The following is a 23,518-nucleotide window of genomic DNA, read 5'->3' on the forward strand; positions in this document are numbered from 1 at the left end:
GGATATTAGTGCTCGAGGGTGCGTGTATCGCCGTTCGGCGCAAGTCTACTGTTTCTGTGTAGCGGCGAGGATTTGAAGGGGAGTCAAATGGCTGACAATGAAAAGCATGTTGATTATCTCAAGCGTGCGATGAATAATCTGCGTTTGACTCGTAGGCGATTGTCTGAACTTGAGTACCAGCAGTCGGAACCGATTGCGATTGTGGGGATTGGCTGCCGTTACCCCGGCGGGGTGAGTTCTCCCGAGGACTTGTGGCGTGTGGTGGCCGAGGGGCGTGACACGATCGGTGGGTTCCCGACCGATCGTGGCTGGGACATCGATGCCCTGTTCGATCCCGAACCCGGGATCGCGGGCAAGTCGTATGTGCGTGACGGCGGGTTCGTGTACGACGCTGGGGAATTCGATGCCGGGTTCTTCGGGATCAGCCCCCGCGAAGCGGTCGCGATGGATCCGCAGCAGCGGTTGCTGCTGGAAACGGTGTGGGAAGCCCTCGAACACGCCGGGATCGCCCCGGAATCGTTGCGCGGCAGCGACACCGGCGTCTTCGTCGGTGTCATGCATCACGACTACCCCTACAGCGAAGCCTCCGGCGCGATCGTGTCCGGTCGGGTGTCGTATGTGCTGGGGTTGGAAGGCCCGGCCGTGACGGTCGACACCGCCTGCTCGTCGAGCCTGGTCGCCCTGCACCAAGCCGCACAAGCCGTACGCGCGGGGGAATGCGCGATGGCACTCGTCGGTGGTGTCACGGTATTGGCGACTCCGGGGTTGTTCGTGGAGTTTTCCCGCCAACGCGGCCTGGCGCCCGACGGGCGGTCCAAATCCTTCGCCGACGCCGCCGACGGCACCGGATGGTCCGAGGGTGTCGGTGTGCTGGTGGTGGAACGGCTTTCCGATGCCCGCCGTCACGGTCATCAGGTGCTGGCGGTGGTGCGTGGTAGTGCGGTGAATCAGGATGGTGCCTCCAACGGGTTGACCGCGCCGAACGGGCCTTCGCAGCAGCGGGTGATCCGGCGGGCGTTGGCCAACGCGGGTTTGACCACGGGCGAGGTGGATGTGGTCGAGGCCCACGGCACCGGCACCCGATTGGGTGACCCGATCGAGGCCCAAGCGTTGCTGGCCACCTACGGCCAGGACCGGCCCGAGGACAAACCGTTGTGGCTGGGGTCGATCAAATCCAACATCGGCCACTCCCAGGCCGCGGCCGGTGTCGCCGGTGTCATCAAGATGATCCAGGCCATGCGCCACGGTGTGGCCCCGAAAACCCTGCACGTGGATGCGCCGTCGTCGCATGTGGATTGGGACAGCGGCGCGGTGCAGTTGCTCACCGAAGCCCGCGACTGGCCCGACGGGGACCGGCCGCGTCGTGCGGCGGTGTCCTCCTTCGGGATCAGCGGCACCAACGCCCACGTCATCCTCGAACAAGCACCCGCGGTTGCCGAGGTGATTGATTCCGAGGCAACCGTTTCCGACACGACCGGTGTGGTGGTGTGGAGGTTGTCGGGTCGTAGTCGTGAGGCGTTGGTCGGGCAGGCGCGGCGGTTGGCCGATTTCATTGCCGCCGATGCGGGATTAGAGGCCGCCGATGTGGGGTGGTCGCTGTTGCAGCGGTCGCGGTTCGAACATCGTGCGCTGGTCGTCGGTGTCGATCGTGAGCAGTTGCTGGCCGGGTTGATCAGTATCGGCACCGACACCCCGGCCGCGAACACGGTGACCGGCACCGGTGCTGGTGCCGGTAAGACGGTGTTGGTGTTCCCGGGTCAGGGCGCCCAGTGGGTCGGCATGGGCCGGGAGTTGCTCGACACTGCTCCGGTGTTCGCGCAGGCGATCGACGAATGCGACCGAGCGTTCTCGGTGTTGGTGGACTGGTCACTGACCGATGTGCTGCGTGGCAGCGTGGACGCCCCGTCGCTGGATCGTGTCGATGTGGTGCAGCCGGTGTCGTTCGCGGTGATGGTGGGACTGGCCCGCTTGTGGGCCGCGTTCGGGGTGGTCCCCGACGCGGTGATGGGCCATTCCCAAGGCGAGATCGCCGCCGCCTACGTGGCCGGTGCGTTGACCCTCGAAGACGCTGCCCGCGTGGTGGTTTCACGCAGCCGCCTGATCCAGCAACAACTGGCCGGCAACGGCGCGATGCTGTCGATCCTCGATACCGTCGAGCGTGTGCAGTCCTGGATTGCACCGTTCGCCGAGGAGGTGTGCGTTGCCGCAGTGAACGGACCCCGATCGGTCACGGTGTCGGGTCCACCCGCCGTACTGGCCGAACTCGAACGCACTCTGTCCGCGCAGGCAGTGATGCGGTGGATGATTCCCGATGTCGACTTCGCCGCGCATTCGATGCAGGTCGAGTCGTTGCAGGCTGCCTTGTTGGAGGCTCTCGGGGGTGTCAGCGCAGGCTCGTCGCTGATCCCGTTCTACTCCACGGTGACCGGGGAATTGGTGGATACCACCGGTTTGGATGCGCACTACTGGTATCGCAACCTGCGTCAAACGGTGTGTTTGCAACAAGCCACTGAGGCGCTGCTCGCGGACGGGCACACCCGTTTCGTGGAGGTCAGCGCGCATCCGGTGCTGACCGTCGCGATCGAGGACACCAGCACCAACATCCACACCGGCACCGGTACCGGCGCACCCGAGACTGTCGTGGTGGTCGGGTCGCTGCGCCGCGACGACGGTGGACTGGACCGATTCCTGCATGCGGTCGCGTGCCTGGATGTGGCCGGTGTGGAGATTGATTGGACCGCGCTGTACACCGGGCGTGGTGTCGCCCGTGTCGGGTTGCCGACGTATGCGTTCCAGCGTCGCCGCTACTGGCTCGACACCAGCGCCGGCACCGGAGACGCGGTGTCGCTGGGACAGGCGGCCGCCGATCACCCGCTGGTCGGGGCCGTGGTCGCGGCTCCGGACACCGGGGGTGTCACGGTGACGGGCCGGTTGTCGTTGCGTACGCATCCGTGGCTGGCCGATTACACCGTGGGTGGTGTGGTGTTGCTGCCCGGTACCGGGTTTGTGGAGTTGGTGTTGCGTGCCGGCGACGAGGTCGGCTGCCCGCTGCTGCAGGAACTGACCCTGCTGGCTCCTTTGAGCCTGCCCGAGACCGGTGCACGGCAGATCCAAGTCCTCATCGGTGGTGCCGACAGCGACGGCCAGCGGGTGGTGACGGTCTACTCCCGACCCGACACCGACAGCGATACCGACGGGGAGTGGGTGTTGCACGCCCAAGGCGTGGTAGCTCCCGACACCGCGGCAGCAGTTGTCCCACCGTGGACGCAGTGGCCTCCGGTCGGCGCGGAGCCGGTGCCGATCGACGGCCTCTACGACGGGTTGACCGACACCGGTTACGGGTACGGGCCGATGTTCCAAGGCCTGCAACAAGTTTGGCGCGATGGCACAGAGTTGTATGTGCAGGCTGCCCTGCCCGCGACCGACGGCATCGACAGTGTGGGGGAGGCGCACCGTTACGGGTTGCATCCGGCGCTGCTGGATGCGGTCCTGCACGCGTTGGGCCTCGATGACACTCACGACACCGGGGACACCGGTGGTGGGCAGGGGCCGCGGTTGCCGTTCGCGTGGGAACAAGTCGGTCTGCACGCGACCGGCGCCGCTCTGGTCCGGGCCCGGATCACCAGCACCGACACCGGTGCGGTGTCGATCGTGGTGGCCGACGAGACCGGGCAGCCGGTGCTGACGGTCGGCTCGCTGGTATTGCGGCCGGTCGCGTTCGATCAGCTCACCATCACCTCCGGGGACCGGTTGTTGGCTGTGGACTGGAACCCGGTCACCGCTCCCGAGCCGGTATCGGTGGTGCCGTACATCACCTGGACCCAACACGCCACACCCGACACCGTGAGTGACGGTGCAAGCGATGCGTCGGTGGTCGTGTTCGATGCCCGCGATATCGCTGCTGGTGAGGCGGATCCGGTGTGGCAGGCGCACACCGCGGTGCATCGGGTGCTGGCGGCGGTGCAGGAGTTCTCCGATCCACACTGGTCGGGTCCGGGTGTGTTGATGGTGTTGACCCGTGGCGCGGTCGCGGTGGCCGGTAGCGCGGTGACCGATTTGGCCGCCTCGGCGGTGTGGGGGCTGGTGCGCTCGGCGCAGACCGAAGACCCCGGCCGCATCGTGCTCATCGACCTCGACCTCGACCTCGAGCCCGATGCCGAAACCGAATCGGGGGAGGATTTGTTCTCGCCGGCGGTCGCCGAGGTCGTGTCCACGGCTAGCGCGCTCGGCGAGCCGCAGCTCGCGATCCGCAACGGGATCACCCACACCCCCCGACTGACCCGACTCACCTCCCAACCCGCCGAGATCACCGATGGTGACCGCGGTGTGGTGTTGGCCGAGGGCACGGTGATCGTCACTGGTGGTACCGGTGGGTTGGGTGCGTTGGTGGCCCGGCATCTGGTGTCCTCGTACGGAGTGCGGTCGCTGGTGTTGGCCAGCCGCCGCGGGTCTGCTGCTGAGGGGGTCGAGCAGTTGGTCGAGGAGCTGGCCGGGCTCGGCGCGCGGGTGCGTGTGGAAGCCTGTGATGTGTCCGATCGTGCTGCGGTGGCGCAGTTGCTGTCATCGGTGCCCTCGCAGTTCCCGTTGACCGGTGTGGTGCATGCGGCGGGTGTGCTCGATGACGGGATGATGGCGGCGTTGACGCCGCAGCGGGTGGATGTGGTGATGTCGGCCAAGGCCGATGCGGCTTGGCATCTGCACGAGTTGACTCGTGATCGGGATCTGGCGTTGTTCGTGTTGTTCTCCTCGGTGGCCGGGGTCGTGGGTGGGCCCGGGCAGGGCAACTACGCGGCGGCGAACACCTTCCTCGACGGGTTGGCCGAGTACCGGCGTGCCCGGGGTTTGGCGGCGACGTCGATCGCGTGGGGTTTGTGGGCTTCGGGGACCGGGATGACCGGGCATCTCGAGCGTGGTGATGTCGCTCGTAACAGTCGTGGTGGGTTCCGGGCGGTCTCGGATGAGCAGGGGTTGGCGTTGTTCGATGCCGCGATCGCGCAGCATCGTGCCACGGTGACCGCGACCCGTCTGGACACCGCCGCGTTGGCCGCGTCCGCGCGGGCCGGGTTGTTGGCACCGCTGCTGCGGGGACTGGCCCCGGCCGCGCGCCGCAGTGTCGATACCACCACCACACCGGGGACCGGATCGGCGCTGCTGGCTCGGTTGGCCGGGTTGGCCGAGCCCGAGCAGCGGCGGCTGGTGCTGGATATGGTCCGCTCGCAGATCGCGGTGGTCCTCGGTCATGCTGGTGCCGAGGCGGTGGAGGCCACTCGCAACTTCCGTGATCTGGGTATCGACTCGCTGACCGCGGTCGAGGCCCGTAACCGGCTCAACACCGTGACCGGGCTGCGGCTGCCGGCGACGCTGGTGTTCGACTACCCGACCCCCGACGCGATCACCGGCCACATCCTGCACGAACTGCACGGATCGGCTGCCGTGCCGGCGATGGTGACACCGCTGGTGTCGGCGGATGTGTCGGATCCGGTGGTGGTTGTGGGGATTGGCTGCCGTTACCCCGGCGGGGTGAGTTCTCCCGAGGACTTGTGGCGTGTGGTGGCCGAGGGGCGTGACACGATCGGTGGGTTCCCGACCGATCGTGGCTGGGACATCGATGCCCTGTTCGATCCCGAACCCGGGATCGCGGGCAAGTCGTATGTGCGTGACGGCGGGTTCGTGTACGACGCTGGGGAATTCGATGCCGGGTTCTTCGGGATCAGCCCCCGCGAAGCGGTCGCGATGGATCCGCAGCAGCGGTTGCTGCTGGAAACGGTGTGGGAAGCCCTCGAACACGCCGGGATCGCCCCGGAATCGTTGCGCGGCAGCGACACCGGCGTCTTCGTCGGCGTCGGTGACGCCTACTACGGGGTCGGCGCCGACAGCGACATCAGTGCCGAGGGATTCCGGTTGACCGGTGGTGCGGCCAGTGTCGTGTCCGGTCGGGTGTCGTATGTGCTGGGGTTGGAAGGCCCGGCGGTATCGATCGACACCGCCTGCTCGTCGAGCCTGGTCGCCCTGCACCAAGCCGCACAAGCCGTACGCGCGGGGGAATGCGCGATGGCACTCGTCGGTGGTGTCACGGTATTGGCGACTCCGGGGTTGTTCGTGGAGTTTTCCCGCCAACGCGGCCTGGCGCCCGACGGGCGGTCCAAATCCTTCGCCGACGCCGCCGACGGCACCGGATGGTCCGAGGGTGTCGGTGTGCTGGTGGTGGAACGGCTTTCCGATGCCCGCCGTCACGGTCATCAGGTGCTGGCGGTGGTGCGTGGTAGTGCGGTGAATCAGGATGGTGCCTCCAACGGGTTGACCGCGCCGAACGGGCCTTCGCAGCAGCGGGTGATCCGGCGGGCGTTGGCCAACGCGGGTTTGACCACGGGCGAGGTGGATGTGGTCGAGGCCCACGGCACCGGCACCCGATTGGGTGACCCGATCGAGGCCCAAGCGTTGCTGGCCACCTACGGCCAGGACCGGCCCGAGGACAAACCGTTGTGGCTGGGGTCGATCAAATCCAACATCGGCCACTCCCAGGCCGCGGCCGGTGTCGCCGGTGTCATCAAGATGATCCAGGCCATGCGCCACGGTGTGGCCCCGAAAACCCTGCACGTGGATGCGCCGTCGTCGCATGTGGATTGGGACAGCGGCGCGGTGCAGTTGCTCACCGAAGCCCGCGACTGGCCCGACGGGGACCGGCCGCGTCGTGCGGCGGTGTCCTCCTTCGGTGTCAGCGGCACCAACGCCCACGTCATCCTCGAACAAGCACCCGTCATCGAAAACCACAGTGACACCGACGATCCCGCCGATTCGACCGGTGGCATCGACACCACCGGCACGACCGTTACCGGCGCTGGTGCCGGGGTGGTGGTGTGGAGGTTGTCGGGTCGTAGTCGTGAGGCGTTGGTCGGGCAGGCGCGGCGGTTGGCCGATTTCATTGCCGCCGATGCGGGATTAGAGGCCGCCGATGTGGGGTGGTCGCTGTTGCAGCGGTCGCGGTTCGAACATCGTGCGCTGGTCGTCGGTGTCGATCGTGAGCAGTTGCTGGCCGGGTTGATCAGTATCGGCACCGACACCCCGGCCGCGAACACGGTGACCGGCACCGGTGCTGGTGCCGGTAAGACGGTGTTGGTGTTCCCGGGTCAGGGCGCCCAGTGGGTCGGCATGGGCCGGGAGTTGTATGAGCGGTTCCCGGTGTTCGCTGCGGCGTTCGACGCGGTGGTGGCCGAGTTGGATCCGCGGTTGGGTTGTTCACTGCGTGAGGTGGTGTGGGGTGAACACGCAGAACCGTTGAACGCCACCGTGTTCGCGCAGGCCGCATTGTTCGCCGTCGGTGTGGGTGTGTTCGCGTTGCTGCGGGCCTGGGGTGTGCGTCCGGACATGCTGGCCGGTCATTCCATCGGTGAGATCACCGCCGCGCATGTCGCGGGAGTGTTGAGTCTCGAGGATGCCGCGGTGCTGGTCGCGGCGCGGGGCCAGTTGATGCAGGCGTTGCCCGAGGGCGGGGCGATGGCCGCGGTGCAGGCCTCCGAAACCGAGATCGCCGAACTGTTCACCGAATTTGGTACCGGTGCAGTCGATATCGCCGCGGTCAACGCGGTCGATTCGCTGGTGATCTCCGGTGAGGCCGACGCGGTCGAAACGGTCACCACTCATCTGGCCGGTCTGGGTCGGCGGGTCACCCGGTTGCCGGTGTCGCATGCGTTCCATTCGGTGTTGATGGAGCCGATGCTGGCCGAGTTCGCCGAGGTGGTCGCCGGATTGTCCTTCGCCGAACCGGCCATCCCGATCGTGTCCAACCTCGACGGGCAACTGGCCGGACCCGAACTGGCCGACCCGCACTATTGGGTGCGTCATGTCCGTGGCACGGTTCGTTTCGCCGAAACGATCCACACCCTCCATGAGGCCGGTGCGACCCGGTTCCTCGTCGCGGGTCCCGACGGCGGGCTCACCGCGTTGATCGATCAAAACCTGCAACCCCACACCGACACCGGTGTCGTGGTCACCGCGGCACTGCGCCGAGACCGTTCACAAACCGACACGATGCTGACCGCGGTCGCGCACCTGGATGTGGCCGGTGTGGAGATTGATTGGACCGCGCTGTACACCGGGCGTGGTGTCGCCCGTGTCGGGTTGCCGACGTATGCGTTCCAGCGTCGCCGCTACTGGCTCGACACCAGCGCCGGCACCGGAGACGCGGTGTCGCTGGGACAGGCGGCCGCCGATCACCCGCTGGTCGGGGCCGTGGTCGCGGCTCCGGACACCGGGGGTGTCACGGTGACGGGCCGGTTGTCGTTGCGTACGCATCCGTGGCTGGCCGATCATGCCGTGGGTGGTGTGGTGTTGCTGCCCGGTACCGGGTTTGTGGAGTTGGTGTTGCGTGCCGGCGACGAGGTCGGCTGCCCGCTGCTGCAGGAACTGACCCTGCTGGCTCCTTTGAGCCTGCCCGAGACCGGTGCACGGCAGATCCAAGTCCTCATCGGTGGTGCCGACAGCGACGGCCAGCGGGTGGTGACGGTCTACTCCCGACCCGACACCGACAGCGATACCGACGGGGAGTGGGTGTTGCACGCCCAAGGCGTGGTAGCTCCCGACACCGCGGCAGCAGTTGTCCCACCGTGGACGCAGTGGCCTCCGGTCGGCGCGGAGCCGGTGCCGATCGACGGCCTCTACGACGGGTTGACCGACACCGGTTACGGGTACGGGCCGATGTTCCAAGGCCTGCAACAAGTTTGGCGCGATGGCACAGAGTTGTATGTGCAGGCTGCCCTGCCCGCGACCGACGGCATCGACAGTGTGGGGGAGGCGCACCGTTACGGGTTGCATCCGGCGCTGCTGGATGCGGTCCTGCACGCGTTGTTGGCCCTCAACGACACCGGGGGAACCGGTGCCGGGCCGCGGTTGCCGTTCGCGTGGGAACAAGTCAGTCTGCACGCGACCGGCGCCGCTCTGGTCCGGGCCCGGATCACCAGCACCGACACCGGTGCGGTAACGGTCGAGGTCGGCGACGAGGCCGGACACCCAGTGCTGACGGTCGGATCACTCGCCGTGCGACCGGTCACATTGGACCAACTGGCCACTACCCGGTCCGGGGACCGGCTCCTGGGCCTGGACTGGAACCCGGTCACCGCTCCCGAGCCGGTATCGGTGGTGCCGTACATCACCTGGACCCAACACGCCACACCCGACACCGTGAGTGACGGTGCAAGCGATGCGTCGGTGGTCGTGTTCGATGCCCGCGATATCGCTGCTGGTGAGGCGGATCCGGTGTGGCAGGCGCACACCGCGGTGCATCGGGTGCTGGCGGCGGTGCAGGAGTTCTCCGATCCACACTGGTCGGGTCCGGGTGTGTTGATGGTGTTGACCCGTGGCGCGGTCGCGGTGGCCGGTAGCGCGGTGACCGATTTGGCCGCCTCGGCGGTGTGGGGGCTGGTGCGCTCGGCGCAGACCGAAGACCCCGGCCGCATCGTGCTCATCGACCTCGACCTCGAGCCCGATGCCGAAACCGAATCGGGGGAGGATTTGTTCTCGCCGGCGGTCGCCGAGGTCGTGTCCACGGCTAGCGCGCTCGGCGAGCCGCAGCTCGCGATCCGCAACGGGATCACCCACACCCCCAGGCTGACCCGGGAGATCGATCGGGGTGTGTTGGCGATACCTGCGCAGGGTTTGTGGCGGTTGGCGGCGGTGGAAAAGGGCACACCCGATGGTGTCGGTGTGGTCGTCGATTCCCGTGGTAGTGAACCGTTGCTGGCGGGGCAGGTGCGCATCGCGGTACGAGCGGGCGGGGTGAACTTCCGCGACGTCTTGATCTGCTTGGGCATGTATCCCGACCCGAACGGTCAGATGGGTTCGGAAGTGGCCGGGGTTGTGCTCGAGGTGGGTCCCGAGGTCGTGGGCGTGGTCCCGGGCGATCGGGTGATGGGCATGGTCGATGGTGGGATCGGTGCGGTCGCGGTCACCGATCACCGTCTGGTGGTACAGATCCCGGCGGGATGGACGTTCGCCGAGGCCGCGGCGGTGCCGGTGGTGTTCCTGACCGCCTATTACGGGCTGCGGGATTTGGCTGAGGTGCAGCCGGGCGAAACGCTGTTGGTGCACGCAGCAGCCGGTGGCGTGGGAATGGCTGCGGTGCAGCTGGCGCGTCATTGGGGGCTGGAGGTCTATGCCACCGCGAGCAGCGGCAAATGGGATGTCTTGCGCGGCATGGGTTTCGACGAGCAACACATCGCGAACTCGCGCACGCTGCAGTTCGAGGAACAGTTCCTGGCGGCCACCGGTGGCCGCGGTATGGACGTGGTGTTGGATTCGCTGACCGGACAGTTCGTCGATGCCTCGCTGCGGCTGCTGCCTCGCGGTGGCCGCTTCATCGAGATGGGCAAGGCCGACATCCGTGACAGCGACCAGATCGCGGCCGACTACCCGGGAGTGAAATACCGGGCATTCGACAACGCCGAGGCCGGACCCGACCGGATCCAGCAGATGCTCGCCGAGCTCACTGCCTTGTTCGATCGCGGTGTCCTCCAACGCCTGCCGTTGCGTACCTGGCCGGTCGAACAGGCGCGAGAGGCGCTGCGGTACTTCAGCCAGGCACGTCATATCGGCAAGATCGTCCTCACCACACCTGCAGCCAAGGATGTGTTGGCCGAGGGCACGGTGATCGTCACTGGTGGTACCGGTGGGTTGGGTGCGTTGGTGGCCCGGCATCTGGTGTCCTCGTACGGAGTGCGGTCGCTGGTGTTGGCCAGCCGCCGCGGGTCTGCTGCTGAGGGGGTCGAGCAGTTGGTCGAGGAGCTGGCCGGGCTCGGCGCGCGGGTGCGTGTGGAAGCCTGTGATGTGTCCGATCGTGCTGCGGTGGCGCAGTTGCTGTCATCGGTGCCCTCGCAGTTCCCGTTGACCGGTGTGGTGCATGCGGCGGGTGTGCTCGATGACGGGATGATGGCGGCGTTGACGCCGCAGCGGGTGGATGTGGTGATGTCGGCCAAGGCCGATGCGGCTTGGCATCTGCACGAGTTGACTCGTGATCGGGATCTGGCGTTGTTCGTGTTGTTCTCCTCGGTGGCCGGGGTCGTGGGTGGGCCCGGGCAGGGCAACTACGCGGCGGCGAACACCTTCCTCGACGGGTTGGCCGAGTACCGGCGTGCCCGGGGTTTGGCGGCGACGTCGATCGCGTGGGGTATGTGGGCTTCGGGGACCGGGATGACCGGGCATCTCGAGCGTGGTGATGTCGCTCGTAACAGTCGTGGTGGGTTCCGGGCGGTCTCGGATGAGCAGGGGTTGGCGTTGTTCGATGCCGCGATCGCGCAGCATCGTGCCACGGTGACCGCGACCCGTCTGGACACCGCCGCGTTGGCCGCGTCCGCGCGGGCCGGGTTGTTGGCACCGCTGCTGCGGGGACTGGCCCCGGCCGCGCGCCGCAGTGTCGATACCACCACCACACCGGGGACCGGATCGGCGCTGCTGGCTCGGTTGGCCGGGTTGGCCGAGCCCGAGCAGCGGCGGCTGGTGCTGGATATGGTCCGCTCGCAGATCGCGGTGGTCCTCGGTCATGCTGGTGCCGAGGCGGTGGAGGCCACTCGCAACTTCCGTGATCTGGGTATCGACTCGCTGACCGCGGTCGAGGCCCGTAACCGGCTCAACACCGTGACCGGGCTGCGGCTGCCGGCGACGCTGGTGTTCGACTACCCGACCCCCGACGCGATCACCGGCCACATCCTGCACGAACTGCACGGATCGGCTGCCGTGCCGGCGATGGTGACACCGCTGGTGTCGGCGGATGTGTCGGATCCGGTGGTGGTTGTGGGGATTGGCTGCCGTTACCCCGGCGGGGTGAGTTCTCCCGAGGACTTGTGGCGTGTGGTGGCCGAGGGGCGTGACACGATCGGTGGGTTCCCGACCGATCGTGGCTGGGACATCGATGCCCTGTTCGATCCCGAACCCGGGATCGCGGGCAAGTCGTATGTGCGTGACGGCGGGTTCGTGTACGACGCTGGGGAATTCGATGCCGGGTTCTTCGGGATCAGCCCCCGCGAAGCGGTCGCGATGGATCCGCAGCAGCGGTTGCTGCTGGAAACGGTGTGGGAAGCCCTCGAACACGCCGGGATCGCCCCGGAATCGTTGCGCGGCAGCGACACCGGCGTCTTCGTCGGCGTCACCGACGCCTACTACAGCGTCGGCGCCGACAGCGACATCAGTGCCGAGGGATTCCGGTTGACCGGTGGTACGGCCAGTGTCGTGTCCGGTCGGGTGTCGTATGTGCTGGGGTTGGAAGGCCCGGCGGTATCGATCGACACCGCCTGCTCGTCGAGCCTGGTCGCCCTGCACCAAGCCGCACAAGCCGTACGCGCGGGGGAATGCGCGATGGCACTCGTCGGTGGCGTCACGGTGATGGCGAGCCCCGGCGTGTTCGCAGAGTTTTCCCGCCAACGCGGCCTGGCGCCCGACGGGCGGTCCAAACCCTTCGCCGACGCCGCCGACGGCACCGGATGGTCCGAGGGTGTCGGTGTGCTGGTGGTGGAACGGCTTTCCGATGCCCGCCGTCACGGTCATCAGGTGCTGGCGGTGGTGCGTGGTAGTGCGGTGAATCAGGATGGTGCCTCCAACGGGTTGACCGCGCCGAACGGGCCTTCGCAGCAGCGGGTGATCCGGCGGGCGTTGGCCAACGCGGGTTTGACCACGGGCGAGGTGGATGTGGTCGAGGCCCACGGCACCGGCACCCGATTGGGTGACCCGATCGAGGCCCAAGCGTTGCTGGCCACCTACGGCCAGGACCGGCCCGAGGACAAACCGTTGTGGCTGGGGTCGATCAAATCCAACATCGGCCACTCCCAGGCCGCGGCCGGTGTCGCCGGTGTCATCAAGATGATCCAGGCCATGCGCCACGGTGTGGCCCCGAAAACCCTGCACGTGGATGCGCCGTCGTCGCATGTGGATTGGGACAGCGGCGCGGTGCAGTTGCTCACCGAAGCCCGCGACTGGCCCGACGGGGACCGGCCGCGTCGTGCGGCGGTGTCCTCCTTCGGTGTCAGCGGCACCAACGCCCACGTCATCCTCGAACAAGCACCCGCGGTTGCCGAGGTGATTGATTCCGAGGCAACCGTTTCCGACACGACCGGTGTGGTGGTGTGGAGGTTGTCGGGTCGTAGTCGTGAGGCGTTGGTCGGGCAGGCGCGGCGGTTGGCCGATTTCATTGCCGCCGATGCGGGATTAGAGGCCGCCGATGTGGGGTGGTCGCTGTTGCAGCGGTCGCGGTTCGAACATCGTGCGCTGGTCGTCGGTGTCGATCGTGAGCAGTTGCTGGCCGGGTTGATCAGTATCGGCACCGACACCCCGGCCGCGAACACGGTGACCGGCACCGGTGCTGGTGCCGGTAAGACGGTGTTGGTGTTCCCGGGTCAGGGCGCCCAGTGGGTCGGCATGGGCCGGGAGTTGCTCGACACTGCTCCGGTGTTCGCGCAGGCGATCGACGAATGCGACCGAGCGTTCTCGGTGTTGGTGGACTGGTCACTGACCGATGTGCTGCGTGGCAGCGTGGACGCCCCGTCGCTGGATCGTGTCGATGTGGTGCAGCCGGTGTCGTTCGCGGTGATGGTGGGACTGGCCCGCTTGTGGGCCGCGTTCGGGGTGGTCCCCGACGCGGTGATGGGCCATTCCCAAGGCGAGATCGCCGCCGCCTACGTGGCCGGTGCGTTGACCCTCGAAGACGCTGCCCGCGTGGTGGTTTCACGCAGCCGCCTGATCCAGCAACAACTGGCCGGCAACGGCGCGATGGCCTCGGTGTCGATGCCCGCGGACGCGGTGACATCACGACTGAACGACCGAGTGAGCATCGCCGCGGTGAACGGACCGAACTCGGTTGTAGTCTCCGGTGAACCCGGAGCTATCGAACATCTGGTCAACGCATGCGAGATCGACGGAATCCATGCCCGCCGTATTGCAGTGGATTATGCCTCCCACTCCGCGCAGGTCGAGTCGTTGCAGGCTGCCTTGTTGGAGGCTCTCGGGGGTGTCAGCGCAGGCTCGTCGCTGATCCCGTTCTACTCCACGGTGACCGGGGAATTGGTGGATACCACCGGTTTGGATGCGCACTACTGGTATCGCAACCTGCGTCAAACGGTGTGTTTGCAACAAGCCACTGAGGCGCTGCTCGCGGACGGGCACACCCGTTTCGTGGAGGTCAGCGCGCATCCGGTGCTGACCGTCGCGATCGAGGACACCAGCACCAACATCCACACCGGCACCGGTACCGGCGCACCCGAGACTGTCGTGGTGGTCGGGTCGCTGCGCCGCGACGACGGTGGACTGGACCGATTCCTGCATGCGGTCGCGTGCCTGGATGTGGCCGGTGTGGAGATTGATTGGACCGCGCTGTACACCGGGCGTGGTGTCGCCCGTGTCGGGTTGCCGACGTATGCGTTCCAGCGTCGCCGCTACTGGCTCGACACCAGCGCCGGCACCGGAGACGCGGTGTCGCTGGGACAGGCGGCCGCCGATCACCCGCTGGTCGGGGCCGTGGTCGCGGCTCCGGACACCGGGGGTGTCACGGTGACGGGCCGGTTGTCGTTGCGTACGCATCCGTGGCTGGCCGATCATGCCGTGGGTGGTGTGGTGTTGCTGCCCGGTACCGGGTTTGTGGAGTTGGTGTTGCGTGCCGGCGACGAGGTCGGCTGCCCGCTGCTGCAGGAACTGACCCTGCTGGCTCCTTTGAGCCTGCCCGAGACCGGTGCACGGCAGATCCAAGTCCTCATCGGTGGTGCCGACAGCGACGGCCAGCGGGTGGTGACGGTCTACTCCCGACCCGACACCGACAGCGATACCGACGGGGAGTGGGTGTTGCACGCCCAAGGCGTGGTAGCTCCCGACACCGCGGCAGCAGTTGTCCCACCGTGGACGCAGTGGCCTCCGGTCGGCGCGGAGCCGGTGCCGATCGACGGCCTCTACGACGGGTTGACCGACACCGGTTACGGGTACGGGCCGATGTTCCAAGGCCTGCAACAAGTTTGGCGCGATGGCACAGAGTTGTATGTGCAGGCTGCCCTGCCCGCGACCGACGGCATCGACAGTGTGGGGGAGGCGCACCGTTACGGGTTGCATCCGGCGCTGCTGGATGCGGTCCTGCACGCGTTGGGCCTCGATGACACTCACGACACCGGGGACACCGGTGGTGGGCAGGGGCCGCGGTTGCCGTTCGCGTGGGAACAAGTCGGTCTGCACGCGACCGGCGCCGCTCTGGTCCGGGCCCGGATCACCAGCACCGACACCGGTGCGGTGTCGATCGTGGTGGCCGACGAGACCGGGCAGCCGGTGCTGACGGTCGGCTCGCTGGTATTGCGGCCGGTCGCGTTCGATCAGCTCACCATCACCTCCGGGGACCGGTTGTTGGCTGTGGACTGGAACCCGGTCACCGCTCCCGAGCCGGTATCGGTGGTGCCGTACATCACCTGGACCCAACACGCCACACCCGACACCGTGAGTGACGGTGCAAGCGATGCGTCGGTGGTCGTGTTCGATGCCCGCGATATCGCTGCTGGTGAGGCGGATCCGGTGTGGCAGGCGCACACCGCGGTGCATCGGGTGCTGGCGGCGGTGCAGGAGTTCTCCGATCCACACTGGTCGGGTCCGGGTGTGTTGATGGTGTTGACCCGTGGCGCGGTCGCGGTGGCCGGTAGCGCGGTGACCGATTTGGCCGCCTCGGCGGTGTGGGGGCTGGTGCGCTCGGCGCAGACCGAAGACCCCGGCCGCATCGTGCTCATCGACCTCGACCTCGACCTCGAGCCCGATGCCGAAACCGAATCGGGGGAGGATTTGTTCTCGCCGGCGGTCGCCGAGGTCGTGTCCACGGCTAGCGCGCTCGGCGAGCCGCAGCTCGCGATCCGCAACGGGATCACCCACACCCCCCGACTGACCCGACTCACCTCCCAACCCGCCGAGATCACCGATGGTGACCGCGGTGTGGTGTTGGCCGAGGGCACGGTGATCGTCACTGGTGGTACCGGTGGGTTGGGTGCGTTGGTGGCCCGGCATCTGGTGTCCTCGTACGGAGTGCGGTCGCTGGTGTTGGCCAGCCGCCGCGGGTCTGCTGCTGAGGGGGTCGAGCAGTTGGTCGAGGAGCTGGCCGGGCTCGGCGCGCGGGTGCGTGTGGAAGCCTGTGATGTGTCCGATCGTGCTGCGGTGGCGCAGTTGCTGTCATCGGTGCCCTCGCAGTTCCCGTTGACCGGTGTGGTGCATGCGGCGGGTGTGCTCGATGACGGGATGATGGCGGCGTTGACGCCGCAGCGGGTGGATGTGGTGATGTCGGCCAAGGCCGATGCGGCTTGGCATCTGCACGAGTTGACTCGTGATCGGGATCTGGCGTTGTTCGTGTTGTTCTCCTCGGTGGCCGGGGTCGTGGGTGGGCCCGGGCAGGGCAACTACGCGGCGGCGAACACCTTCCTCGACGGGTTGGCCGAGTACCGGCGTGCCCGGGGTTTGGCGGCGACGTCGATCGCGTGGGGTATGTGGGCTTCGGGGACCGGGATGACCGGGCATCTCGAGCGTGGTGATGTCGCTCGTAACAGTCGTGGTGGGTTCCGGGCGGTCTCGGATGAGCAGGGGTTGGCGTTGTTCGATGCCGCGATCGCGCAGCATCGTGCCACGGTGACCGCGACCCGTCTGGACACCGCCGCGTTGGCCGCGTCCGCGCGGGCCGGGTTGTTGGCACCGCTGCTGCGGGGACTGGCCCCGGCCGCGCGCCGCAGTGTCGATACCACCACCACACCGGGGACCGGATCGGCGCTGCTGGCTCGGTTGGCCGGGTTGGCCGAGCCCGAGCAGCGGCGGCTGGTGCTGGATATGGTCCGCTCGCAGATCGCGGTGGTCCTCGGTCATGCTGGTGCCGAGGCGGTGGAGGCCACTCGCAACTTCCGTGATCTGGGTATCGACTCGCTGACCGCGGTCGAGGCCCGTAACCGGCTCAACACCGTGACCGGGCTGCGGCTGCCGGCGACGCTGGTGTTCGACTACCCGACCCCCGACGCGATCACCGGCCACATCCTGCACGAACTGCACGGATCGGCTGCCGTGCCGGCGATGGTGACACCGCTGGTGTCGGCGGATGTGTCGGATCCGGTGGTGGTTGTGGGGATTGGCTGCCGTTACCCCGGCGGGGTGAGTTCTCCCGAGGACTTGTGGCGTGTGGTGGCCGAGGGGCGTGACACGATCGGTGGGTTCCCGACCGATCGTGGCTGGGACATCGATGCCCTGTTCGATCCCGAACCCGGGATCGCGGGCAAGTCGTATGTGCGTGACGGCGGGTTCGTGTACGACGCTGGGGAATTCGATGCCGGGTTCTTCGGGATCAGCCCCCGAGAAGCGGTCGCGATGGATCCGCAGCAGCGGTTGCTGCTGGAAACGGTGTGGGAAGCCCTCGAACACGCCGGGATCGCCCCGGAATCGTTGCGCGGCAGCGACACCGGCGTCTTCGTCGGTGTCATGCATCACGACTACCCCTACAGCGAAGCCTCCGGCGCGATCGTGTCCGGTCGGGTGTCGTATGTGCTGGGGTTGGAAGGCCCGGCCGTGACGGTCGACACCGCCTGCTCGTCGAGCCTGGTCGCCCTGCACCAAGCCGCACAAGCCGTACGCGCGGGGGAATGCGCGATGGCACTCGTCGGTGGCGTCACGGTGATGGCAACCCCCGGCGTGTTCACAGAGTTCTCCCGACAGCAGGGCCTGGCGCCCGACGGGCGGTCCAAATCCTTCGCCGACGCCGCCGACGGCACCGGGTTCGCCGAGGGTGTCGGTGTGCTGGTGGTGGAACGGCTTTCCGATGCCCGCCGTCACGGTCATCAGGTGCTGGCGGTGGTGCGTGGTAGTGCGGTGAATCAGGATGGTGCCTCCAACGGGTTGACCGCGCCGAACGGGCCTTCGCAGCAGCGGGTGATCCGGCGGGCGTTGGCCAACGCGGGTTTGACCACGGGCGAGGTGGATGTGGTCGAGGCCCACGGCACCGGCACCCGATTGGGTGACCCGATCGAGGCCCAAGCGTTGCTGGCCACCTACGGCCAGGACCGGCCCGAGGACAAACCGTTGTGGCTGGGGTCGATCAAATCCAACATCGGCCACTCCCAGGCCGCGGCCGGTGTCGCCGGTGTCATCAAGATGATCCAGGCCATGCGCCACGGTGTGGCCCCGAAAACCCTGCACGTGGATGCGCCGTCGTCGCATGTGGATTGGGACAGCGGCGCGGTGCAGTTGCTCACCGAAGCCCGCGACTGGCCCGACGGGGACCGGCCGCGTCGTGCGGCGGTGTCCTCCTTCGGGATCAGCGGCACCAACGCCCACGTCATCCTCGAACAAGCACCCGTCATCGAAAACCACAGTGACACCGACGATCCCGCCGATTCGACCGGTGGCATCGACACCACCGGCACGACCGTTACCGGCGCTGGTGCCGGGGTGGTGGTGTGGAGGTTGTCGGGTCGTAGTCGTGAGGCGTTGGTCGGGCAGGCGCGGCGGTTGGCCGATTTCATTGCCGCCGATGCGGGATTAGAGGCCGCCGATGTGGGGTGGTCGCTGTTGCAGCGGTCGCGGTTCGAACATCGTGCGCTGGTCGTCGGTGTCGATCGTGAGCAGTTGCTGGCCGGGTTGATCAGTATCGGCACCGACACCCCGGCCGCGAACACGGTGACCGGCACCGGTGCTGGTGCCGGTAAGACGGTGTTGGTGTTCCCGGGTCAGGGCGCCCAGTGGGTCGGCATGGGCCGGGAGTTGCTCGACACTGCTCCGGTGTTCGCGCAGGCGATCGACGAATGCGACCGAGCGTTCTCGGTGTTGGTGGACTGGTCACTGACCGATGTGCTGCGTGGCAGCGTGGACGCCCCGTCGCTGGATCGTGTCGATGTGGTGCAGCCGGTGTCGTTCGCGGTGATGGTGGGACTGGCCCGCTTGTGGGCCGCGTTCGGGGTGGTCCCCGACGCGGTGATGGGCCATTCCCAAGGCGAGATCGCCGCCGCCTACGTGGCCGGTGCGTTGACCCTCGAAGACGCTGCCCGCGTGGTGGTTTCACGCAGCCGCCTGATCCAGCAACAACTGGCCGGCAACGGCGCGATGCTGTCGATCCTCGATACCGTCGAGCGTGTGCAGTCCTGGATTGCACCGTTCGCCGAGGAGGTGTGCGTTGCCGCAGTGAACGGACCCCGATCGGTCACGGTGTCGGGTCCACCCGCCGTACTGGCCGAACTCGAACGCACTCTGTCCGCGCAGGCAGTGATGCGGTGGATGATTCCCGATGTCGACTTCGCCGCGCATTCGATGCAGGTCGAGTCGTTGCAGGCTGCCTTGTTGGAGGCTCTCGGGGGTGTCAGCGCAGGCTCGTCGCTGATCCCGTTCTACTCCACGGTGACCGGGGAATTGGTGGATACCACCGGTTTGGATGCGCACTACTGGTATCGCAACCTGCGTCAAACGGTGTGTTTGCAACAAGCCACTGAGGCGCTGCTCGCGGACGGGCACACCCGTTTCGTGGAGGTCAGCGCGCATCCGGTGCTGACCGTCGCGATCGAGGACACCAGCACCAACATCCACACCGGCACCGGTACCGGCGCACCCGAGACTGTCGTGGTGGTCGGGTCGCTGCGCCGCGACGACGGTGGACTGGACCGATTCCTGCATGCGGTCGCGTGCCTGGATGTGGCCGGTGTGGAGATTGATTGGACCGCGCTGTACACCGGGCGTGGTGTCGCCCGTGTCGGGTTGCCGACGTATGCGTTCCAGCGTCGCCGCTACTGGCTCGACACCAGCGCCGGCACCGGAGACGCGGTGTCGCTGGGACAGGCGGCCGCCGATCACCCGCTGGTCGGGGCCGTGGTCGCGGCTCCGGACACCGGGGGTGTCACGGTGACGGGCCGGTTGTCGTTGCGTACGCATCCGTGGCTGGCCGATCATGCCGTGGGTGGTGTGGTGTTGCTGCCCGGTACCGGGTTTGTGGAGTTGGTGTTGCGTGCCGGCGACGAGGTCGGCTGCCCGCTGCTGCAGGAACTGACCCTGCTGGCTCCTTTGAGCCTGCCCGAGACCGGTGCACGGCAGATCCAAGTCCTCATCGGTGGTGCCGACAGCGACGGCCAGCGGGTGGTGACGGTCTACTCCCGACCCGACACCGACAGCGATACCGACGGGGAGTGGGTGTTGCACGCCCAAGGCGTGGTAGCTCCCGACACCGCGGCAGCAGTTGTCCCACCGTGGACGCAGTGGCCTCCGGTCGGCGCGGAGCCGGTGCCGATCGACGGCCTCTACGACGGGTTGACCGACACCGGTTACGGGTACGGGCCGATGTTCCAAGGCCTGCAACAAGTTTGGCGCGATGGCACAGAGTTGTATGTGCAGGCTGCCCTGCCCGCGACCGACGGCATCGACAGTGTGGGGGAGGCGCACCGTTACGGGTTGCATCCGGCGCTGCTGGATGCGGTCCTGCACGCGTTGTTGGCCCTCAACGACACCGGGGGAACCGGTGCCGGGCCGCGGTTGCCGTTCGCGTGGGAACAAGTCAGTCTGCACGCGACCGGCGCCGCTCTGGTCCGGGCCCGGATCACCAGCACCGACACCGGTGCGGTAACGGTCGAGGTCGGCGACGAGGCCGGACACCCAGTGCTGACGGTCGGATCACTCGCCGTGCGACCGGTCACATTGGACCAACTGGCCACTACCCGGTCCGGGGACCGGCTCCTGGGCCTGGACTGGAACCCGGTCACCGCTCCCGAGCCGGTATCGGTGGTGCCGTACATCACCTGGACCCAACACGCCACACCCGACACCGTGAGTGACGGTGCAAGCGATGCGTCGGTGGTCGTGTTCGATGCCCGCGATATCGCTGCTGGTGAGGCGGATCCGGTGTGGCAGGCGCACACCGCGGTGCATCGGGTGCTGGCGGCGGTGCAGGAGTTCTCCGATCCACACTGGTCGGGTCCGGGTGTGTTGATGGTGTTGACCCGTGGCGCGGTCGCGGTGGCCGGTAGCGCGGTGACCGATTTGGCCGCCTCGGCGGTGTGGGGGCTGGTGCGCTCGGCGCAGACCGAAGACCCCGGCCGCATCGTGCTCATCGACCTCGACCTCGACCTCGAGCCCGATGCCGAAACCGAATCGGGGGAGGATTTGTTCTCGCCGGCGGTCGCCGAGGTCGTGTCCACGGCTAGCGCGCTCGGCGAGCCGCAGCTCGCGATCCGCAACGGGATCACCCACACCCCCCGACTGACCCGACTCACCTCCCAACCCGCCGAGATCACCGATGGTGACCGCGGTGTGGTGTTGGCCGAGGGCACGGTGATCGTCACTGGTGGTACCGGTGGGTTGGGTGCGTTGGTGGCCCGGCATCTGGTGTCCTCGTACGGAGTGCGGTCGCTGGTGTTGGCCAGCCGCCGCGGGTCTGCTGCTGAGGGGGTCGAGCAGTTGGTCGAGGAGCTGGCCGGGCTCGGCGCGCGGGTGCGTGTGGAAGCCTGTGATGTGTCCGATCGTGCTGCGGTGGCGCAGTTGCTGTCATCGGTGCCCTCGCAGTTCCCGTTGACCGGTGTGGTGCATGCGGCGGGTGTGCTCGATGACGGGATGATGGCGGCGTTGACGCCGCAGCGGGTGGATGTGGTGATGTCGGCCAAGGCCGATGCGGCTTGGCATCTGCACGAGTTGACTCGTGATCGGGATCTGGCGTTGTTCGTGTTGTTCTCCTCGGTGGCCGGGGTCGTGGGTGGGCCCGGGCAGGGCAACTACGCGGCGGCGAACACCTTCCTCGACGGGTTGGCCGAGTACCGGCGTGCCCGGGGTTTGGCGGCGACGTCGATCGCGTGGGGTTTCTGGGCCTCGGGAACAGATGGGGTGATTCAGAGATCAGGGTCGGGTACTTTTGCACTGAACGGCCATAGTGGGTTCCGGATGTTGTCGGATGAGCAGGGGTTGGCGTTGTTCGATGCCGCGATCGCGCAGCATCGTGCCACGGTGACCGCGACCTGTCTGGACACCGCCGCGTTGGCCGCGTCCGCGCGGGCCGGGTTGTTGGCACCGCTGCTGCGGGGACTGGCCCCGGCCACCCGCCGCAAAGTCGGAACCGGAACGGAGCCGAGGTCGTCGGAGTTTGGCTACCTATCCCGAAAGATTATGGGGCTGGACAACGATGCGCAGGACAAGATCCTCATGGAGTTCATAGTTGAGCGTGCCACCGCCATTCTTGGCTATGCTAGCTTCGAGGATTTTGGAGCCTCCTTCATTGACGCCGGGTTCAATTCGGTGACTGCAATGGAGATACGAAATGATCTCAACAAAGCAACCGGCCTGCGGTTAACTCCGATGTCTGTTTTCGACCATCGAGGGCCCGCTGAATTGGCTAGGCATGTCCGAAATGAAATAATCAATGCGGGATACGCCAATTCAAACCCGGTGATCATAGATGCGAAGCGTGTCGTTCCGGAGGGTAACCGTGACGGAGAAGCTCTGTCCGGATTGTTTAAAGACTCGGTCGCCGCTGGAAACATTGAAAAAGGACTTGAATTTCTAAGTTCTGCGGCACGGCTTCGTCCTGTCTTCGACTCCGATTGTGATTTGGCGGAAATGCCTGCCCCAATCAGGCTCAGCGATGGTGACTCCAGTTCGCCTCACCTCATTTTTATTAGTACGCCAGTCTTCACGGGAGGGGTGCACCAACATCTTCGGATTTCGGCACCCTTTAGGGGAAAGAGGAAAGTAACAAGTGTGCCGTTGCCAGGCTTCAAGGGTAACGAGCCTCTGCCCAGTTCATCCACTGCCGCGATAGATCTATTGGTGCGTACAGTACTCGATGTGGCGGGAGAGGATTCCTTTGTGCTGGTGGGTTATTCCTCCGGTGGAAGCCTTGCATACGCCACGGCCGCAGAGATCGCCCGTGACCCTGATAATCGGTTGATGGGGGTAGTGCTACTGGACACCTTTTCCGCCGACGGGGCAGATGCGCTGCCGGTGGAGTCTCTTGTCAATGCGATGTTGGAGAAAGAAGGGACATTTGGAACGCTTAACGATGCACGACTGACAGCGACAGTGGCGTGGCTCGAAATGCTATTGAACTTCTCTCCTAATCCAGCACCGTTTGAAGTTCTGCTCGTCCGCTGCACAAGGGCAAGCTTCCGAAAATTGTCGCCACAATCAGGCCGGTATGAAGATGTTTTGGTAAGCCGGTGGTGGCCATCTCAAGCGGTTTCCTCAGTCCCTGCGGACCACTTTTCGATAATCGCAGATGATTCTAATGTAGCGGCTGCGGCCATTGATGAATGGCTGGGTCTATTCTGAGGTCACAGGGGTTTGCTGGCGCTACCAGGGTGCCGGCAAACCGCCGTGACGATCTACGGCGGCCGATGAAAGGAAGGCTGCAGCGGTGAATTATGTCGCTCAGGGGTTGCTGGATGTGGCTGGGTAATAACAGTCTCGCTCCGGACCTTGATTGGAGGTAGGTGTCGGCGGCGCGGAATCGCTTTGTGCCAGAGCCCCTGCACCATGCCACGGATCATGCGGCATAAGGTGATCGACGAATCGTTCCCTAACGAGA

The 23,518-nt window shown here is 66.7% G+C and carries 1 protein-coding gene; it reads left to right on the top strand.

The genetic code is table 11. From position 1 onward, the window contains the following. Window positions 1–87: 87 nt before the first annotated feature. Window positions 88–23,262 (top strand): SDR family NAD(P)-dependent oxidoreductase, encoded by a 23,175-nt coding sequence (locus ACFK0J_RS16485; RefSeq protein WP_378741131.1) that lies wholly within the window; start codon window positions 88–90, stop codon window positions 23,260–23,262. The last annotated feature ends 256 nt before the right edge of the window (window positions 23,263–23,518 follow it).

Origin of the sequence: Nocardia brasiliensis, from assembly GCF_042691675.1 — a bacterium.
In the GTDB taxonomy this organism is placed as follows: Bacteria; Actinomycetota; Actinomycetes; order Mycobacteriales; family Mycobacteriaceae; genus Nocardia; species Nocardia brasiliensis_D.